This window comes from Streptomyces sp. Ag109_O5-10 (assembly GCF_900105755.1).
Classification (GTDB): Bacteria; Actinomycetota; Actinomycetes; order Streptomycetales; family Streptomycetaceae; genus Streptomyces.
This window is the reverse complement of sequence record NZ_FNTQ01000001.1, coordinates 7150620-7177520: the sequence shown is the minus strand read 5'-3', so window position 1 is coordinate 7177520 and position 26901 is coordinate 7150620. Positions and strand designations below refer to the sequence as shown.

The 26901-nt window shown below is 70.0% G+C and carries 24 protein-coding genes and 1 pseudogene; 9 read left to right on the top strand and 16 right to left on the bottom strand.

What is annotated here, in order from left to right; genetic code table 11:
• Window positions 1-65: 65 nt before the first annotated feature.
• The 3 genes from dapD to BLW82_RS32700 form a co-directional block, all read right to left on the bottom strand.
• Entirely contained in the window at window positions 66-1055 is a 990-nt protein-coding gene (gene dapD, locus BLW82_RS32710) for a 2,3,4,5-tetrahydropyridine-2,6-dicarboxylate N-succinyltransferase (protein WP_093504549.1), read from the bottom strand.
• Between the two features lie 84 nt (window positions 1056-1139).
• On the bottom strand, window positions 1140-1676 hold the full coding sequence (locus BLW82_RS32705) for a TetR/AcrR family transcriptional regulator (protein WP_093504547.1): 537 nt from the start codon (window positions 1674-1676) through the stop codon (window positions 1140-1142).
• A complete protein-coding gene (locus BLW82_RS32700) occupies window positions 1676-1996 on the bottom strand; it encodes a DMT family transporter (protein ID WP_093504545.1) in 321 nt (106 codons plus the stop codon). Before BLW82_RS32700 ends, BLW82_RS32705 begins: the two co-directional genes overlap by 1 nt.
• A 308-nt stretch (window positions 1997-2304) precedes the next feature.
• Between BLW82_RS32700 and BLW82_RS32695 the strand changes: the two genes are divergently transcribed.
• Window positions 2305-3174 carry an AbfB domain-containing protein gene (locus BLW82_RS32695; RefSeq protein WP_093504543.1) on the top strand — a complete coding sequence of 290 codons (870 nt, stop codon included), beginning with the start codon at window positions 2305-2307 and terminating at the stop codon, window positions 3172-3174.
• A 56-nt stretch (window positions 3175-3230) separates the two neighbouring features.
• Here the strand turns inward: BLW82_RS32695 and BLW82_RS32690 are convergent, their stop codons facing one another.
• The 8 genes from BLW82_RS32690 to BLW82_RS32655 are packed head-to-tail and all read right to left on the bottom strand — an operon-like array spanning window position 3231 to window position 9787.
• Window positions 3231-3563, bottom strand: a complete 333-nt coding sequence (locus tag BLW82_RS32690; RefSeq protein WP_046733484.1) for a metal-sulfur cluster assembly factor — start codon at window positions 3561-3563, stop codon at window positions 3231-3233.
• Window positions 3560-4027, bottom strand: coding sequence for a Fe-S cluster assembly sulfur transfer protein SufU (sufU, locus tag BLW82_RS32685; protein ID WP_093504541.1), 468 nt, complete (start codon window positions 4025-4027; stop codon window positions 3560-3562). The genes BLW82_RS32690 and sufU overlap by 4 nt, the downstream gene beginning before the upstream one ends.
• Before the next feature lie 18 nt (window positions 4028-4045).
• On the bottom strand, window positions 4046-5302 hold the full coding sequence (locus tag BLW82_RS32680; protein ID WP_093504539.1) for a cysteine desulfurase: 1257 nt from the start codon (window positions 5300-5302) through the stop codon (window positions 4046-4048).
• Window positions 5299-6063, bottom strand: coding sequence for a Fe-S cluster assembly ATPase SufC (gene sufC, locus BLW82_RS32675; RefSeq protein WP_093504537.1), 765 nt, complete (start codon window positions 6061-6063; stop codon window positions 5299-5301). Before sufC ends, BLW82_RS32680 begins: the two co-directional genes overlap by 4 nt.
• Before the next feature lie 7 nt (window positions 6064-6070).
• Window positions 6071-6397 (bottom strand): non-heme iron oxygenase ferredoxin subunit, encoded by a 327-nt coding sequence (locus tag BLW82_RS32670; protein WP_093504535.1) that lies wholly within the window; start codon window positions 6395-6397, stop codon window positions 6071-6073.
• Entirely contained in the window at window positions 6394-7578 is a 1185-nt protein-coding gene (gene sufD, locus BLW82_RS32665; RefSeq protein ID WP_093504533.1) for a Fe-S cluster assembly protein SufD, read from the bottom strand. Before sufD ends, BLW82_RS32670 begins: the two co-directional genes overlap by 4 nt.
• Before the next feature lie 56 nt (window positions 7579-7634).
• A complete protein-coding gene (sufB, locus tag BLW82_RS32660; RefSeq protein ID WP_093504531.1) occupies window positions 7635-9056 on the bottom strand; it encodes a Fe-S cluster assembly protein SufB in 1422 nt (473 codons plus the stop codon).
• The gene (locus BLW82_RS32655; protein ID WP_093504529.1) at window positions 9053-9787 is read right to left on the bottom strand and encodes a helix-turn-helix transcriptional regulator; all 735 of its coding nucleotides are present in this window, start codon (window positions 9785-9787) and stop codon (window positions 9053-9055) included. The genes sufB and BLW82_RS32655 overlap by 4 nt, the downstream gene beginning before the upstream one ends.
• A 184-nt stretch (window positions 9788-9971) precedes the next feature.
• Here BLW82_RS32655 and BLW82_RS32650 point away from each other — a divergent pair, with 184 nt between their 5' ends.
• From BLW82_RS32650 to BLW82_RS45755, 4 genes are all read left to right on the top strand, one after another.
• On the top strand, window positions 9972-10775 hold the full coding sequence (locus tag BLW82_RS32650; RefSeq protein WP_093504527.1) for an AAC(3) family N-acetyltransferase: 804 nt from the start codon (window positions 9972-9974) through the stop codon (window positions 10773-10775).
• Between the two features lie 46 nt (window positions 10776-10821).
• Window positions 10822-11745, top strand: a complete 924-nt coding sequence (locus tag BLW82_RS32645) for an ABC transporter ATP-binding protein (RefSeq protein ID WP_093504525.1) — start codon at window positions 10822-10824, stop codon at window positions 11743-11745.
• Entirely contained in the window at window positions 11742-12518 is a 777-nt protein-coding gene (locus BLW82_RS32640) for an ABC transporter permease (protein WP_093504523.1), read from the top strand. The genes BLW82_RS32645 and BLW82_RS32640 overlap by 4 nt, the downstream gene beginning before the upstream one ends.
• Window positions 12519-12617: 99 nt before the next feature.
• Complete coding sequence (locus BLW82_RS45755) at window positions 12618-14735, top strand: glycogen debranching N-terminal domain-containing protein (protein ID WP_093504521.1); 2118 nt, start codon at window positions 12618-12620, stop codon at window positions 14733-14735.
• A gap of 155 nt (window positions 14736-14890) precedes the next feature.
• On the opposite strand, the pseudogene BLW82_RS45750 reads toward BLW82_RS45755, so the two are convergent.
• A pseudogene (locus BLW82_RS45750) lies at window positions 14891-15871 on the bottom strand (glycosyltransferase family 4 protein); the annotation flags it as partial.
• 390 nt (window positions 15872-16261) lie between these two features.
• Between BLW82_RS45750 and BLW82_RS32625 the strand changes: the two are divergent.
• Both BLW82_RS32625 and BLW82_RS32620 read left to right on the top strand, forming a co-directional pair.
• Window positions 16262-18883, top strand: coding sequence for a tetratricopeptide repeat protein (locus BLW82_RS32625; RefSeq protein ID WP_093504517.1), 2622 nt, complete (start codon window positions 16262-16264; stop codon window positions 18881-18883).
• A 25-nt stretch (window positions 18884-18908) separates the two neighbouring features.
• Window positions 18909-19928: a COX15/CtaA family protein gene (locus BLW82_RS32620; protein ID WP_093504515.1), complete on the top strand. Its 1020-nt coding sequence runs from the start codon at window positions 18909-18911 to the stop codon at window positions 19926-19928.
• Here the strand turns inward: BLW82_RS32620 and BLW82_RS32615 are convergent.
• From BLW82_RS32615 to BLW82_RS32600, 4 genes are all read right to left on the bottom strand, one after another.
• Window positions 19883-20623 (bottom strand): nucleotidyltransferase, encoded by a 741-nt coding sequence (locus BLW82_RS32615; RefSeq protein ID WP_093504513.1) that lies wholly within the window; start codon window positions 20621-20623, stop codon window positions 19883-19885. The genes BLW82_RS32620 and BLW82_RS32615 overlap by 46 nt on opposite strands.
• 41 nt (window positions 20624-20664) lie before the next feature.
• Entirely contained in the window at window positions 20665-21771 is a 1107-nt protein-coding gene (locus tag BLW82_RS32610) for an amidohydrolase family protein (RefSeq protein WP_093504511.1), read from the bottom strand.
• A 166-nt stretch (window positions 21772-21937) separates the two neighbouring features.
• The gene (locus tag BLW82_RS32605; protein WP_093504509.1) at window positions 21938-22273 is read right to left on the bottom strand and encodes a hypothetical protein; all 336 of its coding nucleotides are present in this window, start codon (window positions 22271-22273) and stop codon (window positions 21938-21940) included.
• Window positions 22274-22331: 58 nt separating this feature from the next.
• Window positions 22332-23285 (bottom strand): heme o synthase, encoded by a 954-nt coding sequence (locus BLW82_RS32600; protein ID WP_177233148.1) that lies wholly within the window; start codon window positions 23283-23285, stop codon window positions 22332-22334.
• Window positions 23286-23661: 376 nt separating this feature from the next.
• On the opposite strand from BLW82_RS32600, the gene tkt reads away from it, so the two are divergent.
• Entirely contained in the window at window positions 23662-25749 is a 2088-nt protein-coding gene (gene tkt, locus BLW82_RS32590; protein ID WP_093504507.1) for a transketolase, read from the top strand.
• A gap of 33 nt (window positions 25750-25782) precedes the next feature.
• Window positions 25783-26901, top strand: a complete 1119-nt coding sequence (gene tal, locus BLW82_RS32585) for a transaldolase (RefSeq protein WP_093504505.1) — start codon at window positions 25783-25785, stop codon at window positions 26899-26901.

Genomic DNA, 26901 nt, shown 5'->3' with positions numbered 1-26901 from the left:
ATGCTCGCACGTGAGCGCCCTCCCCCGGGCCGTCCCCGGGCCGCGGAAGGGCGCTCGGCCGTATGTCAGTTGTGGCTGTGCAGGACCTCGTTCAGCCCGTCCCAGACCGCGTTGTTCGGGCGGGCCTCGACGGCGCCGGAGACCGAGTTGCGGCGGAAGAGGATGTTGGAGGCGCCGTTCAGCTCGCGCGCCTTGACGATCTGGCCGTCGGGCATGGTGACGCGGGTGCCCGCGGTGACGTAGAGGCCGGCCTCGACCACGCACTCGTCGCCGAGGGCGATGCCGACGCCCGCCTCGGCGCCGATCAGGCAGCGCTCGCCGATGGCGATGATGACGTTCCCGCCGCCGGACAGCGTGCCCATGGTGGAGGCGCCGCCGCCGATGTCCGAGCCGTCGCCGACCACGACGCCGGCCGAGATGCGGCCCTCGACCATCGAGGTGCCGAGCGTGCCGGCGTTGAAGTTGACGAAGCCCTCGTGCATGACGGTGGTGCCCTCGGAGAGGTACGCGCCGAGGCGGACCCGGTCGGCGTCGGCGATGCGCACGCCCTTCGGGGCGACGTAGTCGGTCATCCGCGGGAACTTGTCGACCGAGGTCACCTGGAGGTGCAGGCCCTCGGCGCGGGCGTTCAGCCGGACCTTCTCGATGTCGTCGACGGCCACCGGGCCGAGGGAGGTCCAGGCGACGTTGGCGAGCAGGCCGAAGATGCCCTCCAGGCTCTGGCCGTGCGGCTTCACCAGGCGGTGCGAGAGCAGGTGCAGGCGCAGGTAGACGTCGTGGGTGTCGAGGGGCTTGTCGTCGAGGGAGGAGATGACCGTACGGACCGCGACGACCTCGACACCGCGGCGGGCGTCCGGACCGATCGCCTTCCCGGCGTTCTCGCCCAGGAGTTCCGCGGCCTTCTCCGCGGACAGCCGCTCGGTGCCGGCCGGGCCGGGCTCGGCGAGGAGTTCGGGGGCGGGGAACCAGGTGTCGAGAACGGTGCCGTCGGCGGCGATCGTGGCGAGGCCGGCGGCGGCGGCACCGGTGGGACGAGGAGCAGTCGTGTCGGTCATGAGGGCAACCTAACCGGCCGGGGGCCCGCGAGGCGAACCAGCGTGCGGAGCGTCTCAGGGCACGGTCCGGGCAACGCCCCCCGGTCAGGGAATCACCCGTCCCAGCACCTCCCGCGCGTACCCCTCGTCGTACGGCGTCCCCGTCAGCAGCACCTGGAGGCAGATCCCGTCCATCAGTGCGACCAGCGCCCGTGCCGTGACCGGATCGGTGTGCCGGCCCAGCCGTTCGGCGAGGTCGTCGGCCCACTCGGCGGCGACGGGGCGCAGGGCCGGGCGGCGCAGGGCGGCGAGGTAGAGCTCGTACTCCAGCTCCACGGCGGTCCGGTCGCCGCCGAGCCAGTCGCCGAGGATCCGGGCGAGGGCGGTGGCGAGGTCCGTGGCGGGGTCGTCCAGGCCGCCGTGCGCGGCGACCGTCTTGGCGAAGCCCTCGTTGGCCTGCCGCAGCGCGGCGACCATCAGCTCGTCGAGGGTCTTGAAGTGGTACGTCGTCGAGCCGAGCGGTACGTCGGCCTCGGCCGCGACCGAGCGGTGGCTCAGTCCCGCCAGGCCCTTCTCGCCGACCACCCGGATCGCCGCGTCGATGATCCGCCGGCGGCGGTCGGGGTCGTAGCGGCGTGGCATCAGTGCGCGCCTCCCAGGTTCAGGACGACCACGCCCCCGATGATCAGCACGATCCCGGCCACCTTGACCAGGGTCAGCGTCTCCCCGAACAGCAGGAGTCCCAGCACGGCGATGGTCGCGGTGCCCGCCCCGGACCAGATCGCGTACGCCGTGCCGATCGACAGGGTCTTCAGTGTCTGGGCCAGGAGCAGAAACGACACCAGGTAGCCCAGCGCGGTCAGCAGCGAGGGCCAGAGTCTGCTGAAGCCGTCCGCGTACTTCATCGCCGTCGTGGCGGCGACCTCGGCGGCTATGGCGCCGGCGAGCGTCAGGTATCCCATGTGTACGAGTGTACGCACCGTTGTGTACGAGCGTACACAACGGTGCGACGCCGGATCGCACCGCCGGAAACGGGTTTCCCCGCGGCCGCGTTGCGCGGCCGGCGCGCACCATCCGGCGTCGGTCATTCCCCTCCCTGGCACCACGCGAGGATGTTCAATGTTCACAGAAACCGCTAGCTGAAACGGCTCCCGGCGGACCCGCTACTCCACTAGTGTGTGCACCTCCGCGATCCACCACTGCTCCACACTTCACTCACCCCACCCTCACATCCCCGGCCGCTGCCTTGGCGCCGCTGGAGGAAACGCGCATGCCAGAAACCACCCCCCAACCCCCGCCGCATCCCGCCTGGGAGAACGGCTGGGCCCCCGACACCTCCCGGGCTCCCGGAACCCGAAGACTCTGGCTGGCCGGCACCCTGGCCGTCGCCACCGTCGTCGCCTGCGTCACGGCGATATCCGTCAGTCACAACGCCCCTGACCAGGCGTCACCGAATCCCACGGCGACCGCGAACACCGACAACGGCCCCGGTCTGCTGTCCTTCGCCTCGCCGTCCACGCCGGGTACCACCGCACCGCCGAAGGGCACGTCGGGGATGTCGGCGACCTCGCCGTCCGCGTCCGCGTCCCAGTCCGGCGCGGCGACGGCCACCTCGTCCGGCGCCGGCCCCAAGAGCTCGCCGTCCAGCGCGAAGCCGACCAAGTCAACCCCGTCCAAGGGGAGTTCGGGCGGCTCGGGCGGCTCAGGGCAGCAGCCCGGCAGCTCAGGGGAGTCGGTCCGCTCGGTCAACTACCCGGACCGCTACTGGCACGTGAGCGGCAGCTACGTGTATCTCGACCAGCCCCGTGGCTCCGAGTCCCGCGAGGACTCGACCTTCGATCTGGTCAAGGGCCTGGCGAACGCCTCCTGTTACTCCTTCGCCACGCACGACGGGCTGTACCTGCGCCACCAGAACTTCGTACTGCGCGCCGAGCGCAACGACGGCAGCAGCCTCTTCAGGCAGGACGCCACTTTCTGCCCGCAGAAGTCGCCGTACTCGGACGACGTGCTGTTCCAGTCGGTGAACTACCCGAACTACGCCCTGCGCCACAAGAACTTCCAGCTGCGCCTGGATCCGTTCGGCTACAACACGACCAACCGCCAGGACTTCTTCTTCGACCTCGTGGACGGGCTGAGCTGAGACACGGAGAAGCGGCGGCACCCCGGCAGGGTGCCGCCGCTTTCGCGTGTCCGGTCTCAGACGTTGAACCCGAGCGCCCGCAGCTGCTCGCGGCCGTCGTCGGTGATCTTGTCGGGGCCCCACGGGGGCATCCAGACCCAGTTGATGCGCAGCTCGTTGACGATGCCGTCCGTGGCGGACTTGGCCTGGTCCTCGATGACGTCGGTCAGCGGGCAGGCCGCCGAGGTCAGGGTCATGTCGATCGTCGCGATGTTCGCGTCGTCGATGTGGATGCCGTAGATCAGCCCGAGGTTGACCACGTCGATGCCCAGCTCGGGGTCGACGACGTCGTACAGAGCCTCGCGGAGTTCCTCCTCCGAGGCCGGCTTCATCTCAGCGGTCTCGCTCATGCCGTCTTCCTTTCGGCGTCGGCGCCACCCAGTGCCTGGGCCGTCGCGTCCTTCCACGCCATCCAGCTCAGGAGGGCGCACTTGACCCGGGCCGGGTACTTGGAGACCCCGGCGAACGCGACCGCGTCCTCCAGGACCTCCTCCATCGAGTCGTCGGGCTCGATCCTGCCCTTGGACTGCATCAGCTCCAGGAAGGTCTCCTGGATCTTCCGCGCGTCCGCCAGGTCCTTGCCGACCAGCAGGTCGTTCAGCACGGAGGCCGAGGCCTGGCTGATGGAGCAGCCCTGACCCTCGTACGAGACGTCCTCGATCGTCGTGCCGTCGTACTTCACTCGGAGGGTGATCTCGTCGCCGCACGTCGGGTTCACATGGTGCACCTCGGCGTCGCCATCCCTGAGACCACGCCCGTGCGGGTGCTTGTAGTGGTCCAGGATGACTTCCTGGTACATCGAGTCCAGCTTCACGGTCTCAGCTCACGCCCTTCAGCCGAAGAAGTTCCGTACGTGCTCCAGGCCCTCGACCAGAGCGTCGATCTCGGCCGGAGTGGAGTACAGATAGAACGACGCTCGCGTGGTCGCAGGAATTCCGTAGCGCAGGCAGACGGGGCGGGCGCAGTGGTGGCCCACACGTACCGCGATGCCCTGCTCGTCGAGGACCTGGCCCACGTCGTGCGGGTGGATGTCCCCGAGCGTGAAGGAGATCGCGGCGCCCCGGTCCTCGGCCGTGGTGGGGCCGATGATCCGCAGGTCAGGGACCTGCTGGAGCCGCTGCACCGCGTACTCGGTCAGCGCGTGCTCATGGGCGAGGATCTTGTCCATGCCGATGGCGCCGAGGTAGTCGATGGCCGCGCCGAGGCCGACCGCCTGGGCGATCGGCGGGGTGCCCGCCTCGAACTTGTGGGGTGCCGGGGCGTAGGTCGACGAGTGCATCGACACGGTCTCGATCATCTCGCCGCCGCCGAGGAACGGCGGCAGGTCCTCGAGCAGCTCCTGGCGGCCCCAGAGGACGCCGATGCCGGTCGGGCCGCACATCTTGTGGCCGGTGAAGGCCACGAAGTCGGCCTGGAGTGCCTGCACGTCCAGCGGCATGTGGGGCGCGGCCTGGGAGGCGTCGACGCAGACGAGGGCGCCGACCTCCTGGGCGCGGCGCACTATCGCCTCGACCGGGTTGACCGTGCCCAGGATGTTCGAGACCAGCACGAAGGAGACGATCTTCGTCTTCTCCGTGATGACCTCGTCGATGTTGGACAGGTCGAGGCGGCCGTCGTCGGTGAGGCCGAACCACTTCAGCTTCGCGCCGGTGCGCTGCGCGAGCAGCTGCCACGGCACGATGTTGGAGTGGTGCTCCATCTCCGTGATGACGATCTCGGTCTCGTGGTCCACCCGGTAGGGCTCGTCGGCCCAGCCGAGCATGTTCGCCACGAGGTTCAGCGACTCGGAGGCGTTCTTGGTGAAGATCACCTCGTCGCGGCTGGGCGCGTTGATGAACTCCGCGACCTTGTCGCGCGCGCCCTCGTACATCGCCGTGGCCTCCTCGGCGAGCACATGCACACCGCGGTGGACGTTGGCGTTGTGGCGCTCGTAGTACTCGCTGAGGACATCCAGTACCTGGCGCGGCTTCTGGCTGGTGGCCGCGTTGTCCAGGTACACGAGCTTCTTGCCGTCGTGGACCAGGCGGTCCAGGACGGGGAAGTCCTTGCGGATCGCCTCGGTGTCGAGGAGGCCCGGCAACTGTGTCACGCGGATACGCCACCCTTCGTGTAGGCCTCGTAGCCCTCGTCCTCGAGCTTGTCGGCGAGCTCGGCGCCGCCGGACTCGACGATCCGGCCGCCCGAGAAGACGTGGACGAAGTCGGGCTTGATGTAGCGCAGGATGCGCGTGTAGTGCGTGATCAGCAGGGTGCCGACCTCGCCGGTCTCGCGGACGCGGTTGACGCCCTCGGAGACGATGCGAAGGGCGTCGACGTCGAGCCCGGAGTCGGTCTCGTCGAGGATCGCGATCTTCGGCTTGAGCAGTTCGAGCTGGAGGATCTCGTGGCGCTTCTTCTCGCCGCCGGAGAAGCCCTCGTTGACGTTGCGCTCGGCGAAGGACTGGTCCATGTGGAGACGCTCCATGGTCTCCTTGACCTCCTTCACCCAGGTGCGCAGCTTGGGGGCCTCGCCGCGGATGGCGGTGGCGGAGGTGCGCAGGAAGTTGGAGACCGAGACACCGGGGACCTCGACCGGGTACTGCATCGCCAGGAACAGGCCCGCGCGGGCGCGCTCGTCGACGGACATCTCCAGGACGTCCTCGCCGTCGAGGGTGACGGTGCCGCTGGTGATCGTGTACTTCGGGTGACCCGCGAGCGAGTAGGCGAGGGTCGACTTGCCGGAGCCGTTGGGGCCCATGATGGCGTGCGTCTCGCCCTGCTTCACGGTGAGGTCGACGCCCTTGAGGATCTCCTTCGTGGCGTTGTCGGCCTCGACGGTGACGTGCAGGTCTCGGATTTCAAGCGTTGCCATGGGTGCCTCAGGACTCCTGGGTGAGGGAGACGAGCACGTCGTCCCCTTCGATCTTTACGGGGTATACGGGGACGGGGCGCGTGGCCGGGAGGCCGGACGGCTTGCCGGTGCGCAGGTCGAAGCTGGAGCCGTGCAGCCAGCACTCGATCTGGCAGTCCTCCACCTCGCCCTCGGAGAGCGAGACGTTGGCGTGGGAGCAGATGTCGTAGATCGCGAACACCTCTCCCTCGGTCTTCACGACCGAGACCGGCGTGCCGTCGAGTTCCACCCGCTTCGGGGTGTCCTCCTCCAGCTCGCTCAGCCCGCAGGCGCGTACGAACGCGGTGGACGTCATGCGACCGAGGCCTCCAGCTCCTCCTCGATCTTGGCGAGCAGCCGCTCCTCGATGTCGGCGACACCGATCTGCTGGACCAGTTCGGCGAAGAAGCCGCGGACGACGAGGCGGCGGGCCTCGTGCTGCGGGATGCCGCGGGCCATCAGGTAGAAGAGCTGCTCGTCGTCGAAGCGGCCGGTGGCGGAGGCGTGGCCGGCGCCGACGATCTCGCCGGTCTCGATCTCCAGGTTCGGCACCGAGTCGACCCGCGCGCCGTCCGTGAGGACCAGGTTGCGGTTCATCTCGTAGGTGTCGGTGCCCTCGGCCTTGGCCTCGATGAGGACGTCGCCGATCCACACCGCGTGCGCCTCGTCGCCCTGGAGGGCGCCCTTGTAGGCGACGTTGGACTTGCAGTGCGGGGTGTTGTGGTCGACAAGGAGGCGGTGCTCCTGGTGCTGCCCGGCGTCGGTGAAGTACAGGCCGTACAGCTCGGCCTCGCCGCCGGTGCCGGCGTAGGCGACGCGCGGGTGCAGCCGGACGACGTCGCCGCCGAAGGTGACGACCACGGACTTGAAGCTGGCGTCGCGGCCGACCAGGGCGTTGTGCTGGGCCACGTGGACGGCCTTGTCGTCCCAGTCCTGGACGGAGACGACGGTGAGCTTGGCGCCGTCGCCCAGGACGTACTCGACGTTGGCGGCGGTGACCACGTCACCGGTGTGGTCGATGACGACGACGGCCTCGGCGAAGGCGCCCAGTTCGATGACCTGGTGGCCGAAGGCGACGCCGCCCTGGCCGTGCACGCTCATCCGGATCGGCTCGGTGAGCACCGTCTCCTTGGGGACGGTGACCACGCCGGCCTGCTCGAAGGCCGAGTACGCCTGGGCGGCGACCCGGTCCACCGGGGTGCCGGCCCGGCCGAGCCGGGGGTCGTCGCGGCCGACCAGCTCGACGGTGACGCCCTCGGGGGCCTCCACCGTGACCTTCAGGCTGTCGCCGGTGGCGACCGCCGTGCCGTCGTGCAGCCCGCGCAGGCGCTCCAGCGGAGTGAACCGCCACTCCTCCTCGCGGCCGTGCGGGACCGGGAAGTCCGCGACGTCGAAGGAGGGGGGCGCGCTCATGCGCGTGGCGACGGTCGACTCGGCGGCCACCGCGATGGCGCCGGCGGTGGTGGAGCCCACCGGGGTGTTCTGAGCCTCAGCCATGGCTGTCGGTCTGCTCGCTTTCTTGCGGTGAGTGGCGTGACGGTGACGGCGGTCGGTCAGCCGACCGCGCCTTCCATCTGGAGCTCGATCAGCCGGTTGAGCTCGAGGGCGTACTCCATGGGCAGCTCCTTGGCGATCGGCTCGACGAAGCCGCGCACGATCATCGCCATCGCCTCGAACTCGGTCAGACCGCGGCTCATCAGGTAGAAGAGCTGGTCCTCGGAGACCTTGGAGACGGTCGCCTCGTGGCCCATGGACACGTCGTCCTCGCGGACGTCGACGTAGGGGTACGTGTCGGAGCGGGAGATCGTGTCGACGAGCAGCGCGTCGCACAGCACGTTCGACTTGGATCCGGCCGCGCCCTCGCCGATCTCGACCAGGCCGCGGTAGGACGTACGGCCGCCACCACGCGCCACGGACTTCGACACGATGTTGGACGACGTGTTCGGCGCCATGTGGACCATCTTGGAGCCGGCGTCCTGGTGCTGGCCCTCGCCCGCGAAGGCGATGGAGAGGGTCTCGCCCTTGGCGTGCTCGCCCATCAGGTAGACGGCCGGGTACTTCATCGTCACCTTGGAGCCGATGTTGCCGTCGATCCACTCCATGGTGGCGCCCTCGTAGGCGACGGCGCGCTTGGTGACCAGGTTGTAGACGTTGTTCGACCAGTTCTGGATGGTCGTGTAGCGGCAGCGGGCGTTCTTCTTGACGATGATCTCGACGACCGCGGAGTGCAGCGAGTCCGACTTGTAGATCGGGGCCGTACACCCCTCGACGTAGTGCACGTAGGCACCCTCGTCGACGATGATCAGGGTCCGCTCGAACTGGCCCATGTTCTCCGTGTTGATGCGGAAGTAGGCCTGGAGCGGGATCTCCACGTGGACGCCCGGCGGGACGTAGATGAAGGAACCGCCCGACCACACGGCGGTGTTCAGGGAGGCGAACTTGTTGTCACCGACCGGGATGACGGTCCCGAAGTACTCCTTGAAGAGGTCCGGGTGCTCCTTCAGCGCGGTGTCGGTGTCCAGGAAGATGACGCCCTGCTCCTCCAGGTCCTCGCGGATCTGGTGGTAGACGACCTCCGACTCGTACTGGGCGGCGACACCGGCGACCAGGCGCTGCTTCTCGGCCTCCGGGATGCCCAGCTTGTCGTAGGTGTTCTTGATGTCCTCGGGCAGGTCCTCCCAGGACTCCGCCTGCTTCTCCGTGGAGCGCACGAAGTACTTGATGTTGTCGAAGTCGATGCCCGACAGGTCCGAGCCCCAGTTCGGCATGGGCTTCTTCTCGAAGAGGCGCAGGCCCTTGAGGCGGAGCTTGGTCATCCACTCGGGCTCGGACTTCTTCGCGGAGATGTCCCGGACGACGTCCTCGTTGATGCCGCGCTTGGCGGAGGCACCGGCCGTGTCGGAGTCGGCCCAGCCGTATTCGTACTTGCCCAGGCCTTCGAGCTCAGGGTGGGCAGTCTCCGTGGGCAGAGTCATGCGGGGTTCCTCCCGGCCGTGCTAGCAGATGCGTCAGTGGAAATCTTGGGGATGAACGTCGTGCAGACGCCGTCGCCGTGCGCGATGGTCGCCAGCCGCTGGACGTGCGTTCCGAGCAGCTCGGCGAAGATCTCTGTCTCCGCCTCGCACAGCTGGGGGAACTGCTCGGCGACGTGGGCGACCGGGCAGTGGTGCTGGCACAGCTGTTCGCCGACCGGTGCGGTGCGCGCCGTTGCAGCGTACCCGTCCAGGCTCAGGGCCTTGGCCAGCGCTTCCGTGCGCTCGTCGGGGCTCACGCTCTCGATCGCCTTGCGGTAGGCGCGCGCCTGGGCCGTGATCCGGGCCCGCGCGAAGGCGGCGACCGCCTCCTGGCCGCCTCCCTGCTCGGCGATCCAGCGCAGCGCGTCGGCGGCGAGCTTGTCGTACGACTGGTCGAAGGCGTCCCGGCCGCAGTCGGTGAGCGCGAAGACCTTGGCGGGCCGCCCGCGCGTGCGCGCGCCGTAGACCCGCTGCTCACGAGGGGCCACCACGTCGTCGGCGACCAGCGCGTCCAGATGGCGGCGCACGGCCGCGGGGGTCAGACCCAGGCGTCCGGCCAGCTCGGTGACGGTCGACGGCCCGTGGTCCAGGATCGACCGCGCGACACGGTTGCGCGTCGAGCGCTCACCGGTCGCGAGCTCTTCCTGCGGGGCCCCCGTGGGGGTCTCCCGAGCCTCGCCGACGTTTTTCACAACGCCATTGTTGCGTAATTCCTCGGAGCGAGGCAAGCGGCGTCCGGGCGACAGGACGGTGCCCTGCATCACTTAGGCATACCTAACCAGGCATCGGCCCTGACCTGCGGAAACGATCTTTGATCGATCATCCCTCGGCCAATTCGGTGGCGCGCCACGGCCCCCTCCGGAACACTCCCGAGACATGCCCACACCCCCTCCGACCGGCCCTCTTGTCACCCGCGACGCCCTCGCTCGGCAGCTTCGCCTGCTCGGTGTCAAGTCCGGCGAGACCCTGCTCGCACACACCTCGCTCAGTTCCCTCGGGTGGGTGAACGGCGGAGCCGTCGCCGTCGTCCAGGCCCTTCTCGACGCCCTCGGACCGGACGGCACCCTGGTGGTCCCCACCCAGACCGGCGACCTCTCGGACCCCGCGGTGTGGCGGAATCCGCCGGTGCCCGAGGAGTGGTGGGAGACGATCCGGGCCACCATGCCGCCGTACGACCCCCGGACCACCCCCGCCCGCGGGGTCGGCGTGATCCCGGAGACCGTGCGGACCTGGCCGGGCGCCCTGCGCAGCGCCCACCCGCAGACCTCCTTCGCGGCCGTCGGCCCCGGCGCGGCGGAGATCGTCGACGCGCACGCCCCCGACTGCCGGCTCGGCGAGCGGAGTCCGCTGGCCCGGCTGGAGAAGACGCACGCGCGCGTGCTCATGCTGGGCACCGGCTACGCCACCTGCACCAGCTTCCACCTCGCCGAATACCGGATCCCCTCCCCGCGCGTCCGGGTCGGCCGCCCCGCCCCCGGCGGCGGCTGGGAGGAGGTCACCGAGGTGTCGATCACCTCCGACCGCTTCGACGAACTGGGGTACGACTTCGAACGCGACCGGAGCGTCGTCGTCCGCGGCAGGGTAGGTGCGGCGGAGGCCCGGCTCTTCCCGGTGGCGGACGCGGTGGCCTACGCCGAGCGGTGGCTGGCCGTACATCGCCCCCGTGAGGAGGAGATCTAGCACCCGGCCGTCCGGGTGACGGCGGGCGTCCTTAGACTCTGTCACCATGCGAAGTGAGCCGGTGGTCCAGGTGCGGGACCTGGTGAAGCGGTACGGCGCCAAGACCGCTGTGGACGGCCTCGACCTGACCGCCGAGGCGGGCGTGACCGCCGTACTCGGCCCCAACGGGGCAGGCAAGACGACCACGATCGAGACCTGCGAGGGGTACCGCAAGCCGGATTCCGGCGCGGTGCGCGTCCTGGGCCTCGATCCCGTACGGCAGTCCGCCGAGCTGCGCCCCAGAGTCGGCGTGATGCTCCAGTCGGGGGGCGTCTACTCGGGCGCCCGCGCCGACGAGATGCTGCGGCACGTGGCGAAGCTGCACGCCCATCCGCTGGACGTGGACGCGCTGATGGAGCGGCTGGGCCTCGGCAGCTGCGGGCGGACGTCGTACCGCCGGCTCTCCGGCGGCCAGCAGCAGCGCCTCGCGCTCGCCATGGCCGTGGTCGGCCGCCCGGAGCTGGTCTTCCTCGACGAGCCGACGGCGGGCCTCGACCCGCAGGCCCGCCACGCCACCTGGGACCTGGTCCGGGACCTGCGCGCCGACGGTGTCTCGGTCATCCTCACCACGCACTACATGGAGGAGGCCGAGCAGCTCGCCGACGACGTCGCCGTCATCGACGCCGGCCGGGTGATCGCCAAGGGTTCCCCCGAGGAGCTGTGCAAGGGCGGCGCGGAGAACACTCTGCGGTTCACCGGCCGCCCCGGCCTCGACGTCGGCTCGCTCCTCAAGGCGCTGCCGGCCGACTCCACGGCCGCCGAGCTGACCCCGGGCTCCTACCGGGTCGTCGGCAAGGTCAACCCGCAACTGCTGGCGACGGTGACCTCGTGGTGCGCCCAGCACGGCGTGATGCCCGACCGCATCTCGGTCGAGCGCCACACGCTGGAGGACGTGTTCTTGGAGCTGACCGGCAGGGAGCTGCGCTCATGACCACCGCGACCGACACCGGCACCTTCACCCCCCGGCCGGGTGCCGCCCCGCTCCCCCGCATGATCGCGGCGCAGGCGGCGCTGGAGACGAGGATGCTGCTCCGCAACGGCGAGCAGCTCCTGCTGACGGTGGTGATCCCGACCCTCCTCCTCGTGCTCTTCAGCTCGGCGGACATCGTCGACACGGGCTCCGGCAGGCCGGTCGACTTCCTGACCCCCGGCATCCTCGCCCTCGCCGTCATGTCCACGGCCTTCACCGGCCAGGCCATCGCGACCGGCTTCGAGCGCCGCTACGGCGTCCTGAAGCGCCTCGCCTCCTCCCCGCTGCCCCGCTGGGGGCTGATGACGGCGAAGACCGCGTCCGTCCTGGTCACGGAGATCCTCCAGGTGATCCTCCTGACGGTGATCGCCTTCGCCCTCGGCTGGTCCCCGCACGGCAACCTCCTCGCCGTCCTGCTCCTGCTGGTCCTCGGCACCGCCGCCTTCTCCGGCCTCGGCCTCCTGATGGCCGGCACCCTCAAGGCGGAGGCGACCCTGGCCGCCGCCAACCTGGTGTTCCTGCTGCTGCTGGTGGGCGGCGGGGTCATCGTCCCCCTGGACAAGTTCGGCGGCGCGCAGTCGGTACTCGGCCTGCTCCCCATCTCGGCCCTGTCGGACGGGCTGCGGGACGTGCTGCAGCACGGGGCGGGCATGCCCTGGAGGGACCTGGGGATCCTCGCCGTCTGGGCAGTGGTGGGGCTGGGGGCGGCGGGGAGGTTCTTCCGCTGGGAGTGACGGGGGAATGACGCGGTCCGGTCTTGCGGGGTGCGACGGGTGACGCCCTCGTGTCTCCCGCGCGAATGAGAGGCACACGCAGCGGGAAGACCCCCACCCGTGTTCGAATCCGCGGACTCACCGGCACCAAGATCACTGCAGCCGCTGCTGCACGACGTCGTCATCTGTGTCGACGCTCCGGCCTTCGCCGCCTCACCGCGCGACGGACAACTGCGCGGCGCACACGTCCAGGGCTTCTACGACCATGACCGCCGTCTGTTGCACACGCTGTGCCTGCTCCTCAACGACCGCGAGCCCGAGCCCATCGGTGTCCAGTCCCTCAGCCCGCATCAGGTGCGGTTCACCGCAGTCCTTCGCGACCCGAGAGACCGTACGGACGATCCGACGATGATCGTCGAGCGGGTGCGCACCGCCGGCATGGGCGAGACCATCTCGCTGCGCAACGTCGGCACCCGCGAGCGCCGGCTGCGGGTGGAACTGGCCGCGGCCACCGACCTGGCCGACATCGCCGACGTGAAGCGAGGCCTCCGCCGGGCGCCCGTGCCGTGTACCGGGTCGCGCGGCGGGGTGGGACTGGAATGGCGCTCCGCCTCCGGGCACGCGGAACTCCGTACCACCGCGTCCGTGACCGGCCCCACGGTCGCCGACGGCCCCGAGGGCGGCACCCTCACCTGGTCGCCGGTGGTCCTGAGACCGGGCGACTCGTGGCAGGTCACCGTCACCATCGCGGGCCGTGCGGTTCCCGAGCCGCCGGGACATCCGATACGCCCGGGTGACCCCACCCCGTGGAGCGAGCCGTTTGTCGAGACCGACGACCGGCGGCTACGGGATCTGGTGGCCTGGGGCCTGCGAGACCTCGACGCGCTGCGGCTCGCGGACCCGCTGGGCGGTACCGACGGCGGTGCCGAGGACCAGTTCATCGCGGCGGGCTGCCCCTGGTACCTCACCCTGTTCGGCCGGGACTCGCTCTGGTCGGCACGGATGCTGCTGCCGCTCGGCACCGACCTGGCCCGGGGCACCCTGTGGGCACTGGCCCGCCGTCAGGGCAAGGAGCACGACGTCTTCCGGGAGGAGGCTCCCGGACGCATCCTCCACGAACTGCGCCCCGCCACGGCCCTGCACGGCAACGGCATGCTGCTCCCCTCCCACTACTACGGCTCGGTCGACGCCACCCCGCTGTTCGTGACACTGCTGGTGGAGGCCTGGCAATGGGGGCTGCCGGACGCCGAGGTCGACGCGCTGCTGCCATATGCGGAACGTGCCATGCGCTGGGTCCTGGAACGCACCGGCGAGGACACCGACGGCCTGCTCCGATACAACCCACCCCGGCCCGATGGGCTGCGTCATCAGTCGTGGAAGGACAGCGAGGACGCGGTACGGGACGCCGAGGGCCGCCGCATAGAGCCGCCGTTGGCGCTGTGCGAGGTGCAGGGGTACGCGTACGAAGCGGCCAACGGCCTGGCCGAACTGCTCCAGCACCGGAACCGGCCCGACGAGGCCCAACAGCTCCTGAACTGGGCCACCGCCCTGAAGAAGCGTTTCGCCGACCTGTTCTGGCTGCCGTCCGCCGACGGGCCGGCCGCCCGCTACGTCGCCATCGCGGTGGGCCACGGCCCCACCCCCGTCAGCGGTCCCGCCTCGAACATGGGACAGCTGCTGTCGACGGGAATCCTGGACGAGGACGGCTGCCGTGACGTCGCCGCCTGGCTGGCCCACCCTCAGTTCAACTCCGGGTGGGGCCTGCGCAGCCGGTCGGCCGCCGTGCCCGGCTTCAATCCTCTCAGTTATCACGGCGGTTCGGTGTGGACGCACGACACGGCGATCGCAATGGGTGGGCTGTGCGCGACGGGACACCACCGGGAGGCACAGGCCCTGTTGCACGGACTGCTCGACGCCGCGACCCACTTCGGGTACCGGATGCCGGAGCTGTACGCGGGCGACGCCCGCAGCAACGGCTCTCCCGCCCCCCTGGCCTATCCCGCCGCCTGCCGACCGCAGGGCTGGTCGGCGGCGTCCGGGGTGGCTGTGCTGGCCGCACTGCTGGGGCTGCGGCCCGACACCGCCCGCAGGACTCTCGCAGCGAGACCCGCGATGCGGGTACCGATCAAGGTGCGGGGACTGGTGCTGGCCGGCCGGCCGCTCACGGTCGAGGTCACCGAGGACGGCGGCTGCTCGGTTCCCGAACTGCCCGAGGGGTGGCGATACGTGACGGGCTGAGCAGGCGCACCGAGGAGACGGGCGTACTCGGCAATCATGGGCTCGACGTAGACGCGCACCAGGTCGAAGCGGTCCCTGACGTGTTCACGGGCGAAGTGGCCGGCCTTCCTGGCCGCGTCCGGCTCTGCGAGCAGCCCCCACACCAGGTCGGCGAACTGGGAGGCCAGCGCGTCCTCGTCCTCACAGGGCGGGACCAGAGTGCTTCCGCCCTCGCCCAGGCCGCCGACGCCGGTGGCGACCACGGGCCGGGCCGCGCACATCGCCTCCAGCGGGGCGAGCCCCATGGGCTCGTCGAACCGGGACGGGTAGACGACGACCGCCGCCTCCTCGTAGAGCTTGCGCATGTCGTCGACGCCCGCCTGCCGGAACTCGACGTCCTGCCCCTCCCCCTCGCGGAGCCCGTGGTCCCGGGCGAGCCGTTCCAGAGTGGCGCGGAAGCCGCTCTTCTCATGATGGAAGTCGACCGTGGAGGCCGGATCGGTCAGAACCAGACGAGGCCTGACCGGTGGGGTGCCGGCCGTACGCTCCGCACCGCGGTCGATGATCTTCCGCAGCATCGTGATCGCCACTGCGGCGCCCTTGTTCGGAATGAGCCGGGCCGGCAGGAGGACGACGGGACGCGGTCCGATCTCTCCGAGTTCGGGGACGTCGAGATAAGGCTGGGTGTCCACGCCCAGATAGGTACGGTCCACGGGCTTCTTCAGCACCTCGGCACACTCACTGACCAGGAAGTCGGACACCGCGTGGTGGACATCCCAGACAGCACACTCCCGGGCCAGTTCCTCGCCCTGCGGATCGCGCCAGATGCTGTGGTAGGTGTGCGGCAGGACCAGTCCGAGCTCATTCTGGAGGCTCTTCAGAGCCCGGGCCGGGACGCTGGAGAAATGATGCAGGTTGTGCCCGTGGACAAGGCGGATGGGATCGCGGTCCCGGGTGAGGTGCGCACGGAACCAGTCGGCCAGCTCCCGCACCTCGTGCTCGTCGTCACGGCGCGACACGGACAGGTCGAGCAACCGGTGCGCATGCATCTCGACACCTTCGCGGGGGCGTTCGGGACTCGGGGTCCCCGTGAACACCGTGACCCGGTGCCCACGGGCCACCAAAGCCCGTGAGTACTCCCAGAGATGGGTCTCCACCCCACCCACGCACGGCGGAAAGGACCAGTGGACCAGACCGATGTGCAGAGGGTGATCCGGAGGAGACCCCTCCTCGGTGTCGAGCCCTGCCTGCTGCCACTGCACCGTGCCTCCGTCTGGTTGTCGCGATTGCCCGAAACGAACGCCGGGCTAACGACCTAGTACCGGGACAGGACACTCCGCATAGACGCCGACTGGTTCCGCGCAGTTGCTCTGGCGCCGGTCGAACCGGCGAGGAGAATGGGACGCTACAGCATGGGCATAGCCGGGGGGAGCGTCATGCGGATAGTGCCCGATAAGCGACTGTTCAAGACCGTCCTCAGCTCCGTCACAGGGGCCGTGGCGATCTTTTTGTCCGTGATTGCGCAGGACACGGACGGTACTCGGCTTGTGGAGCTGGCTTCGAGCGCCGGGGTACTCGGAGGCGTCTCGGCGATTTCGGGGTACTTCGTCGTCCACCCCCGCTCCCCGCATTCCTCCGACGAAGCGGAGGCCCAGGGCTCGTTATACGTACCTCCGCCCAACCTTCCGGATCCCTCGAGGTACTTCACCGGACGCAAACAGGAACTCCGCGACATCGCGAAGGCGTTACGGCCCGGCCGCCGCAACGGTGGCATCAGGATCGCCGTCGTCCACGGGCTGGCCGGTGCCGGCAAGTCCCAGTTGGCCGCCGCCTACGCCGAGGAGCGGCTCAGGCACCACCGTTCCCTGGTGTGGTGGCTGTCGGCATCCAGTTACGAGCGGCTCAGAAGCGACCTGCTGGAGCTGGCGGCCTGCCTCGGCATTCCGGAGCACGACTCCAAGAACGTCATGCTCAACCGGCTCTGGGGAAAGCTGCGTGATTCACCCGGCTGGTTGCTCGTGTACGACGACGTGCGACGGGGCAGCATAGGACCGCTGAACGAGGAGAGCGAGGACTCACGTCAGTCTCTGCTGCCGCGGGCCGGGCACGGCGAGGTCCTGATCACCACTCAACAGCGGGAGGGCTGGGACGGGCACCGCGCTGTCTCTACCCTGATCGAGCTGTCCGATCTCGGTGCCGCGGACGGTCTCGCCTTCCTCAGGTTGCGCGTCGACGACGAGAGCAGCGACGGACAGCTCGAAAAGCTGGGTGCGCAACTGGACTGGTGGCCTCTCGCACTGGAACAGGCTGGTGCGTACATCGCCGGGACGGAGATCTCCGTCCCGGAATATCTGCACCGGCTGCCCGACCTGCCCAAAGGCCGCAATGTCGTCGCCGTCACCTTTCGGCTCGCCTTCGAACGGGTGACGGCGGCCGACCCGGTTGCCGAGGACCTCATGCGCCTCTGTTCCTTCCTGGCCTCCGAGGACGTACGCAAGGACATGCTGCTGGGCAACCGAGCGGTGGTCCCCTCTCCGCTGCGGGACGTCATGGAGGACCCCGCCGCGTTCAACCACGTGGTACGTCGGCTGTCCGACTACTCGCTGCTGCGCCGCACCGGGGACAGCAGGCTCAACACCGTCACCTACGCCATGCACCCCCAGGTTCAGTTCCACGTCCGCCAGGACATGGACGAGGAGTCGCGACTGCTGTGGTCACAGGCCGCCGTCCAGCTCCTCGAAGCGGCGTTCCCGAAACGACCGTGGCAGCTGGACCAGCGCATCATGTGCGAGGGGCTGATGCCCCACGTCGTGGCGGTGACCGCCGAGCTGGCCTGGGCCGCCGACGCCGGGGACCACGAGCTCGGCGCTGCCCGCGACCCCCAGGCACTGGCCCGTCTCCTGCACCGGGTCGGCCAGTACCAGGAACACCGCTGCGACTGGAGCCGCGCCCTGGACTATTTCAACCAGGAGGCGGTCCTCCGCGGTCTGCACACCGACGACTATCTGGGGCGTACGACGGCTCGGCTGTCCGTGGCCAACCAGCGCTATCGACGCGCACAGCTCGCCAAGGCGGAGCAGGAGTGCCGTGCGGCGTTGGACGAGTGCGAGAGCCACGAGGGCGTCCCAGGGTTTCTTCCGCTCCGGGCCAACTGTCAGCGGCTGCTGGGCGGGATTCTGCGGGAACGCGCCAAGTTCACCGAGGCTCTCGAAGCGATGGAACTCGCCATCTCGCTGTACGAGAGCCCGGAAGCCCGCTGGGAGGACCTCGACCGGGCCGTCGCCGAGCAGGAACTCGGCCTGATCCATCGCAACGCGAGGCAGCTGAGGCAGGCGCTGGAACATTACCAGGGCGCCGAGGACCGGATGCCCAGCCAGGGCAGTGAGGAGCCCCGCGACCATCTGGTCTTCCGGGCGATGCTGCAGCGTGACCGGGCCATCGTCGCCCAGGACCGGGGCGACCTGGGGACCGCCGAGCGCAAGCTGCGTGCCGCCCTCGTGGTCTTCGACGGCAACCGCGGTACCGACGACTTCGAGACCTCGCAGGTCTGCAAGTTCCTGGCGGACGTCCTGCGGCGCCGCGCCGAGGAGGCGCGCACCCGCGCGCGGGAGACCCACCATCCGATGCGACGCGTCCGGATGATGCGCGAGGCACGCCAGCGGCTCGACGAGGCCGACGCGCTCCTCGGACCGGTGGTGGCCCTGCACTTCAAACGCCGCGAGAGCGAGGAACACAAGTACGCGGCCTGCCTCAACAAGCTGGGGTCTCTACGGCTGGCCCAGGGGCGCCACCAGGAGGCTCTGGATGCCCTGCTGGAGGCGGAGTCCATCTACCGCGGATCCTACGACGCCGGGCATCCCTACCGGGCCAAGACCCTCTCCCGCCTCGGCGCCGCCCTGATCGCCACCGGCGGCACGGTCGTCCTCTCCACGGGCGAGGAAGTGAACGCCGAGCAGACGCTGCTGCTCGCCGAAGAAATCTTCCGTACCCGTCTCGGCGACAGCCATCCCTCGCTCGTCGCGGTGTACGAACGCCTTGCACAGTGCACCACGGACGCCACCGCGAAGGCGGAGCTCCGTGGCCGAGCCCGCCGGATCAAGGAGGCGCTCTACAGCGAGACGCTGCCCGAGCCGCACCCGTCGATCACCCCCGACGCGGCACCCTCGTGAACGCATGCACAAGCGGCCCCCTACCATGGTGCCCGTGCCAAAGCTGACCCCCACCGACCTCGTAGCGGCGCTGCGCAACCCGCTCGCCTTCATCGCCGACCGCTGGACGCCGGATCCCCGGACCGTCCGGCGGGCGGCTCTCGCCGCGCTCGTCATGTCGGTGGTCATCGTGGTCACCGGCGGCGCCGTGCGGCTCACCGGCTCCGGGCTCGGCTGCCCGACCTGGCCCGAGTGCACCGCCGGCTCGCTGACCCCGACCGACGCGCTGAGCTATCACAGCGCCATCGAGTTCACGAACCGCATGCTGACCTACGTGCTGTGCGCGGCAGTGGGCTGGGCGATCATCGCGGCCCGGTCCCAGAAGCCGTTCCGGCGCAGCCTGACCCGGCTGGGCTGGGCGCAGTTCTGGCTCGTGATGAGCAACGCGATCCTCGGCGGCATCGTGGTCCTCGTCGGCCTCAACCCCTACACCGTCGCCGCGCACTTCCTGCTCGCGACGGCGCTCATCACGGTCGCCGCCCTGATGTGGCAGCGCACCCGTGAGGGCGACGGCGAGCCGCGTCCGCTGGTAGGCAAGGCCGTGCAGCAGCTGGTGTGGGCCCTGGTGGTCGTGACCCTGCTGCTCATCACCGCCGGCACGGTGGTGACCGGCGCGGGACCGCACCCGGGCGACTCCGGTGACGTCGAGCGCATCGACGTCAGCTGGTCCGGAGTCGCCGAACTGCACGCGGTGTTCGCCTGGATCGTGGTGTCGCTGACCTTCGCGCTGTGGTTCTTCCTCAAGGGCGTCGGCGCGCCCCAGGGGCCGCGGGACCGCGTCCGTGACCTGTTCCTGATCCTGCTCGGTCAGGGCGTGATCGGATACGTCCAGTACTTCACCCACCTGCCCACGGTCCTGGTTGGCCTGCACATGTTCGGCTCCTGCCTGGTGTGGATCGGCGTCCTGCGGGTCCTGCTCTCGCTGCGGGAACGCGCCGAGGTCACGGCCGACGTGCCCGCTCAGGCGTACGAAGCCGTGAGCGCGTCGATCGCCGGGCCCAAGTAGTCCCGGGTCAGCCGGGCCCGGCGCGCCGTCCACTCCCCGGTGGCCGGGGCGGGGTCGCCGTAGCGGCGGCTGCGGATGTCCTCGACGACCTCGGCGGGCGCGCCCAGCGCGGGCAGCAGGTCCAGGGCCTCGCGTTTGGAGATCAGGCGGCCCTCGCGGGCGGTGACGGTGGCGCGGGCGAAGGTGATCAGGCCGAGGTCGACCCACACGTCCAGGGTCCACGGCGGGACCTTGTCGACGACGGGCCGCCAGTAGTCCCGCTGGTCGCGGACGACGAAGTCGCCCAGTTCGCGGTCCGTCACCGGTGGCAGCAGGCCGGCCGGCGCCCGGCCGTGCAACACCCGTCCGAAGGCGTGCAGTTCGCGCCGGGTCACCGGGCTGACCGGCCGTTTGAACAGCTGTCCGTGCGCCCAGGTCAGGTGGGAGCGGGCTGGGTCGGCCGCGGTCGGCGGGGTCAGATAGGTGCAGTGCAGGACGGGGGCGAGCGGCAGCGTGCGCAGCCGGGCGTGCACCACGGCGACCCGCCACACGACGGCCGGGGTCACCGGGCCCGGCAGCACCGCGATCAGGTCCAGGTCGCTGCGGCCCTCCTGGTAGTCGTCGCCCGCGGCGAGCGAGCCGTGCGCCCACACGGCCACGGGGTCAAGCACCGACAGTTCGCGGACGAAGCGGGCCAGGAGCGTCTCGGTGTCCATGCGCCCAGTCTGGACAGCCCACTCCGGCCCGTGCACCCGTTTCACTCCAGCCCGTACACCCGCTGCGCGTTGCCCGCCGCGATCAGCCTGGCCACGCGCTGGGCGTCGCCGAGCGACCAGGCGTCCTCGGCGACCCAGGTGCCCAGGACCCGGGCGAGGGACTCGCGGAAGAGGTGCGCGCCGACCACGTGCAGTTCGGGCAGGCCATGGGCGCCGCTGGAGAAGAGGATCTTGCCGAAGGGGGCGAGTTCCAGGATCTCGGCGAGGATCGTCGCGGCGCGGGCGCCGGTGCGCACCAGGGCCGCGCCCGAGTCGGCGTACACGTGCGGGAAGACGCCGGCGAGGTGGGCGGCGTGGCGGTGGTACGGGTAGCCGTGCAGCAGGACCAGGTCGGTGCCGAGGCCGGCGGTGGCCCGAACGAAGTCGGTGAGCAGGACCGGGTCGGTGCGGTCGATCCGGGCGCCGGGCTCGCCGAGGCCCGCGTGCAGCTGGAGCGGGAGGCCGGAGGCCACGGCGATCCAGAGCAGGTGGCGCAGCAGGACCGGGTCGTTCAGCTCGCCGCCGACCCGGCGGTCCGCCAGCCAGCGGCCGGCCGCGCCTCGCACCTCGCCGGGGCCGGGGGGTTCGGGGGCCAGGGCCAGGCCGTGCCGGAGTCCGGCGACGGAGGTGAAGGCGACCGCGTTGGCCGCCGCGCCGTGCACCGACTCGGCGAGGTTGGCGAGGAAGGACTCGACGGTGCCTGAGGTGTCGGCGACCTGCTCCGCGAGGAGCTCCAGGCGGACGATCTCGCGGGCCGCGGCGGCGCCGGTCGAGGCCATCTCGGCGGGACCGGTGAGGTCGCCGGGCAGGCCGGTGTCGACGAGGTAGGTGGTGATGCCGGTGCCGCGCAGCAGACGGCGGCCGGCCTCCAGGACGCCGAGTTCGCGGCGCCGGGCCAGGTAGCGGGCCGGTGCGCAGTGCGGTTCCAGGCCGAGGAGCGGCGGGCACCAGCGCCGTACCGCGAAACCGGTCTGGGTGTCGAAGAGGGTGGTGCCGGCGGCCGGGGGGCCTTCGGTGCGGGCGAGCTGGGCCTCGAAGGTGCCGAGGCCCAGTTCCGTACGGAGGACGCCGTGGCAGTACTGGTCCACCAGGGACGGCGTTTCGATCATCCGGGCTCCCCGTGGACGACGGTTGCTTAACCGTCTTAACGGGTGAACGGGATCGAAGTCGCGGGGTGCGGTGGTTCTTCGGCCGCGGGCCGGTGGGTGGGTGTTCACGCCCACGCGGCGCGGCCGCACCGCGGATACGGCCCCGCGCCCCTGGCGGGGCGCCGGATCAGCCGCCGAGCTGAATGCCGGCCATCCGCTTCCACTCGTACGGTCCCGTCGTCACCTTCGCCGCGAACTCGCCGTCGAAGGACTCGTGGACCGTGATGCCGGACTTGGCGACCGCCTGCTCGGCGGTCTCGTACGTCGGGGCCACCAGGTCGCCCCAGAAGCCGTCCTCGCCGACGAGGACGATGCGGGCGCCGCGTTCGCCGATGTACGCCACCTGGCCTTCGGCGCCCCCGTGGGCCTTGGCGAAGGCCCCGATCCGCTTGGCGAGGCGCGCGACCCTGCGCTCGGCCTTCTGGTCAGCCTTCTGCGTGTCAACCTGCTGCGTGTCTGCCATGGACAGGATGCTACTCACGAGTAGATCCACTGGCGAGGGCAGGGTGATGTGACCTGTGTCAGCGCAGGAAGGGGTCGACCGCCACGGCGACGAAGAGCAGCGAAACGTAGGTGATCGACCAGTGGAACAGCCGCATCTCCTTGAGCTTGCCGCCCGTCACCTCGGCCTTCGCGCGGTTCTGCAGCGCGTGCGCCTCCCACAGCCACCAGCCGCCCGCCGCGAGCGCGACCAGGGTGTAGAACCAGCCGGTGTAGCCGAGGGGGGTGAGGAGCAGCGAGACCGCGACCATCACCCAGCTGTAGATGACGATCTGCTTGGCGACCACCTTGTTGGAGGCGACGACCGGCAGCATCGGCACGCCCACGCGCGCGTAGTCGTCCTTCACCTTCATGGAGAGCGGCCAGTAGTGCGGCGGCGTCCAGAAGAAGATGACAAGGAAGAGGATGAGCGGCGCCCAGGAGAGCGAGTCGGTGACGGCCGACCAGCCGATCAGCACCGGCATGCAGCCCGCGATGCCGCCCCACACGATGTTCTGCGCGGTACGCCGCTTGAGGATCATCGTGTAGACGACGACGTAGAAGAGCAGCGCTCCGAGTGACAGCCACGCGCTCAGCCAGTTGACGGTGAGACCGAACAGCAGCGTGGAGCCGACCGCCAGGGTGATGCCGAAGGCGAGGCACTCGCGCGGGCTGACCATGCCGGTCACCAGCGGACGCTGCGAGGTCCGGTCCATCAGCGCGTCGATGTCCCGGTCGATGTACATGTTCAGCGCGTTGGCGCCGCCCGCCGAGAGGTACCCGCCGACGCAGGTGAGCAGCACCAGCGTCAGGTCGGGCACGCCCTGCTGCGCCAGGAACATCACCGGAACGGTGGTGATGAGCAACAGCTCGATGATCCGCGGCTTGGTCAGCGCCACGAAAGCTTTGACACGGGCCCCGAACGGCCGGTGGCTCGGGCTCTCGCTCGCACCGAGCACCCCCGCTGGACGGGATTCGACGGCCGTCACGCACACCCCTGACAGAGACTCCCAGCGAGCCCGCCGTGTGAACTCACGGTAAAGGCTCGCGCGTACCACGCCACTTTAGACGTTGCCCGTACCCCGACCTTCGCGGGGTGGGGTCGTGTTGGCGGGCGTCTCGGCAGAGGGGTGCGGCGGCTCGATTGAGCAGTCAGATGAGCGGTTCCGTATTCATGTGCCGAATGCCTTCTCGGCCAGTCGGGAGGCGGATCCCCGAGAGTCCCGGCAGTCTGGAATCACTCGAAAAAATGCACGTCCTTACGGGGGTAGGCTCGACAACGGCCGGTGGGCACCCAGTGCACCGGCAGCCGGTGCGGGCGTGTGCCCGGGGACCGGTAACCGAACATGTGGAGAGGAGCCCTGACCCAGGGTGAGCACCAAGCCGACCACCACAGACCTCGACTGGACCGAGTTGGACCAGCGGGCCGTAGACACCGCCCGCGTCCTGGCCGCCGATGCCGTACAGAAGGTCGGCAACGGCCATCCGGGTACGGCGATGAGCCTGGCGCCGGCCGCGTACACCCTCTTCCAGAAGGTGATGCGGCACGACCCGTCCGACCCCGAATGGGTGGGCCGCGACCGCTTCGTGCTGTCCGCCGGTCACTCGTCGCTGACCCTCTACACGCAGCTCTACCTGGCCGGCTTCGGTCTGGAGCTGGAAGACCTCGAGGCCTTCCGCACCTGGGGCTCCAAGACCCCCGGTCACCCGGAGTACGGCCACACCAAGGGCGTGGAGACCACCACCGGCCCGCTCGGCCAGGGTGTCGCCAACGCGGTGGGCATGGCCATGGCCTCCCGGTACGAGCGCGGTCTGTTCGACCCGGACGCGCCGCAGGGCGAGTCGCCGTTCGACCACTTCATCTACTGCATCGCCGGTGACGGCTGCCTCCAGGAGGGCATCTCCGCCGAGGCGTCCTCGATGGCCGGCCACCAGAAGCTCGGCAACCTCGTCCTGCTGTGGGACGACAACCACATCTCGATCGAGGGCGACACCGAGACGGCCGTCTCCGAGGACACCGTCAAGCGGTACGAGGCGTACGGCTGGCATGTCCAGCGGATCGCCCCGAAGCCGGACGGCGACCTGGACCCGCACGCCATCTACAACGCGATCGAGGCCGCGAAGAAGGTGACGGACAAGCCGTCCTTCATCGCGATGCGCTCGATCATCGCCTGGCCCGCCCCGAACGCGCAGAACACCGAGGCCGCCCATGGCTCGGCGCTGGGCGAGGAAGAGGTCGCGGCCACCAAGCGCGTCCTGGGCTTCGACCCGGACAAGAGCTTCGACGTCGCCGAGGAGGTCCTCGCCCACACCCGGCAGGCCGGCGAGCGCGGCGCGGCCGCGAAGGCCGAGTGGGAGAAGTCGTTCCAGCAGTGGCGGAACAGCAACGCCGAGCGGGCCGCCGACTTCGACCGCATCGCGGCGGCCGAGCTGCCCAAGGGCTGGGAGGAGAAGATCCCGGTCTTCGAGCCCGGCAAGGGCGTCGCCACCCGCGCGGCCTCCGGCAAGGTGCTCCAGGCGCTCGGCGCGGTCATCCCCGAGCTGTGGGGCGGTTCCGCCGACCTCGCCGGGTCGAACAACACGACCATCGACAAGGACAGCTCGTTCCTGCCGGCGGACAACCCGCTGCCGGGCGCGAACCCCTACGGGCGCACCATCCACTTCGGTATCCGCGAGCACTCGATGGCCGCGGAGATGAACGGCATCACCCTGCACGGCAACACCCGTGTCTACGGCGGTACGTTCCTCGTCTTCTCCGACTACATGCGCAACGCCGTCCGTCTCTCGGCGCTGATGCACCTGCCGGTGACGTACGTGTGGACCCACGACTCCATCGGCCTGGGCGAGGACGGCCCCACCCACCAGCCGGTCGAGCACCTGGCCTCGCTGCGCGCCATCCCGGGCCTGAACGTGGTCCGCCCGGCCGACGCCAACGAGACCGCCATCGCCTGGCGCGAGGTCCTCCGGCGCTACACGAAGGTCTTCGGCAAGGGCGCCCCGCACGGCCTGGCGCTGACCCGTCAGGGTGTGCCCGTGTACGAGCCGAACGAGGACACCGTCAAGGGCGGCTACGTCCTGTTCGAGGCGTCCGGCGGGACCCCCGAGGTCATCCTGATCGCGACCGGCTCCGAGGTGCACGTCGCCGTCGAGGCGCGCGAGCAGCTGGAGGCCGACGGCGTGCCCACGCGCGTCGTCTCCATGCCGTGCGTGGAGTGGTTCGAGGAGCAGGACCAGGGGTACCGGGACAGCGTCCTGCCGCCGTCCGTCAGGGCCCGGGTGTCGGTCGAGGCGGGTATCGGCCTCACCTGGCACAAGTACGTCGGGGAGGCCGGCCGCATCGTTTCCCTGGAGCACTTCGGTGCGTCCGCCGACGGCAAGGTGCTCTTCCGCGAGTTCGGCTTCACGGCCGAGAACGTGGCCGCCAAGGCCCGGGAATCCATCGCCGCCGCCCAGCGCTGACGCTCACATACGACACGTAGGAGATGTAATTCCATGACAGACGCACTCAAGCGCCTCTCCGACGAAGGCGTCGCGATCTGGCTGGACGACCTGTCGCGCAAGCGGATCACGTCCGGCAACCTCGCCGAACTGATCGACCAGCAGCACGTCGTGGGCGTCACCACCAACCCGACGATCTTCCAGAAGGCGATCTCGCAGGGCGACGGCTACGACCAGCAGGTTTCCGACCTCGCCGCCCGCAAGGTGACCGTCGAAGAGGCCATCCGCATGATCACCACGGCGGACGTCCGCGACGCCGCCGACATCCTGCGCCCGGTGTTCGACGCGACCGACGGCCAGGACGGCCGTGTGTCGATCGAGGTCGACCCCCGCCTCGCGCACAACACCAAGGCGACCGTCGCCGAGGCCAGGCAGCTGGCCTGGCTGGTGGACCGCCCCAACACGCTCATCAAGATCCCGGCCACCGAGGCGGGTCTGCCGGCGATCGCCGAGGTCATCGGCCTCGGCATCAGCGTCAACGTCACGCTGATCTTCTCCCTCGAGCGCTACCGCAAGGTCATGGACGCCTACCTGACCGGCCTGGAGAAGGCCAAGGAGCGCGGCCTGGACCTGTCGCTCATCCGTTCGGTGGCGTCGTTCTTCGTGTCCCGGGTGGACACCGAGATCGACAAGCGCCTGGACGCCCTGGGCACCGACGAGGCCAAGGCGCTGCGCGGCAAGGCCGCCATCGCCAACGCCCGGCTCGCCTACCAGGCCTACGAGGAGGTCTTCTCCTCCGACCGCTGGCAGGCGCTGGAGAACGCGGGCGCCCGCAAGCAGCGTCCGCTGTGGGCCTCCACCGGCGTGAAGGACCCGGCGTACAAGGACACCATGTACGTCGACGAGCTGGTGGCGCCGAACACGGTGAACACCATGCCGGAGGCCACCCTCTTCGCGGTCGAGGACCACGGCGAGATCACCGGCGACACGATCACCGGCACGTACGAGCAGGCCCGCGCCGACCTGGACGCGGTCGAGGCGCTCGGGATCTCGTACGACGACGTGGTCCAGGTACTGGAGGACGAGGGCGTCGAGAAGTTCGAGGCGTCCTGGAACGACCTGCTCAAGTCGACCCAGGCGGAGCTGGAGCGCCTGGCCCCCTCGGAGGGCTGA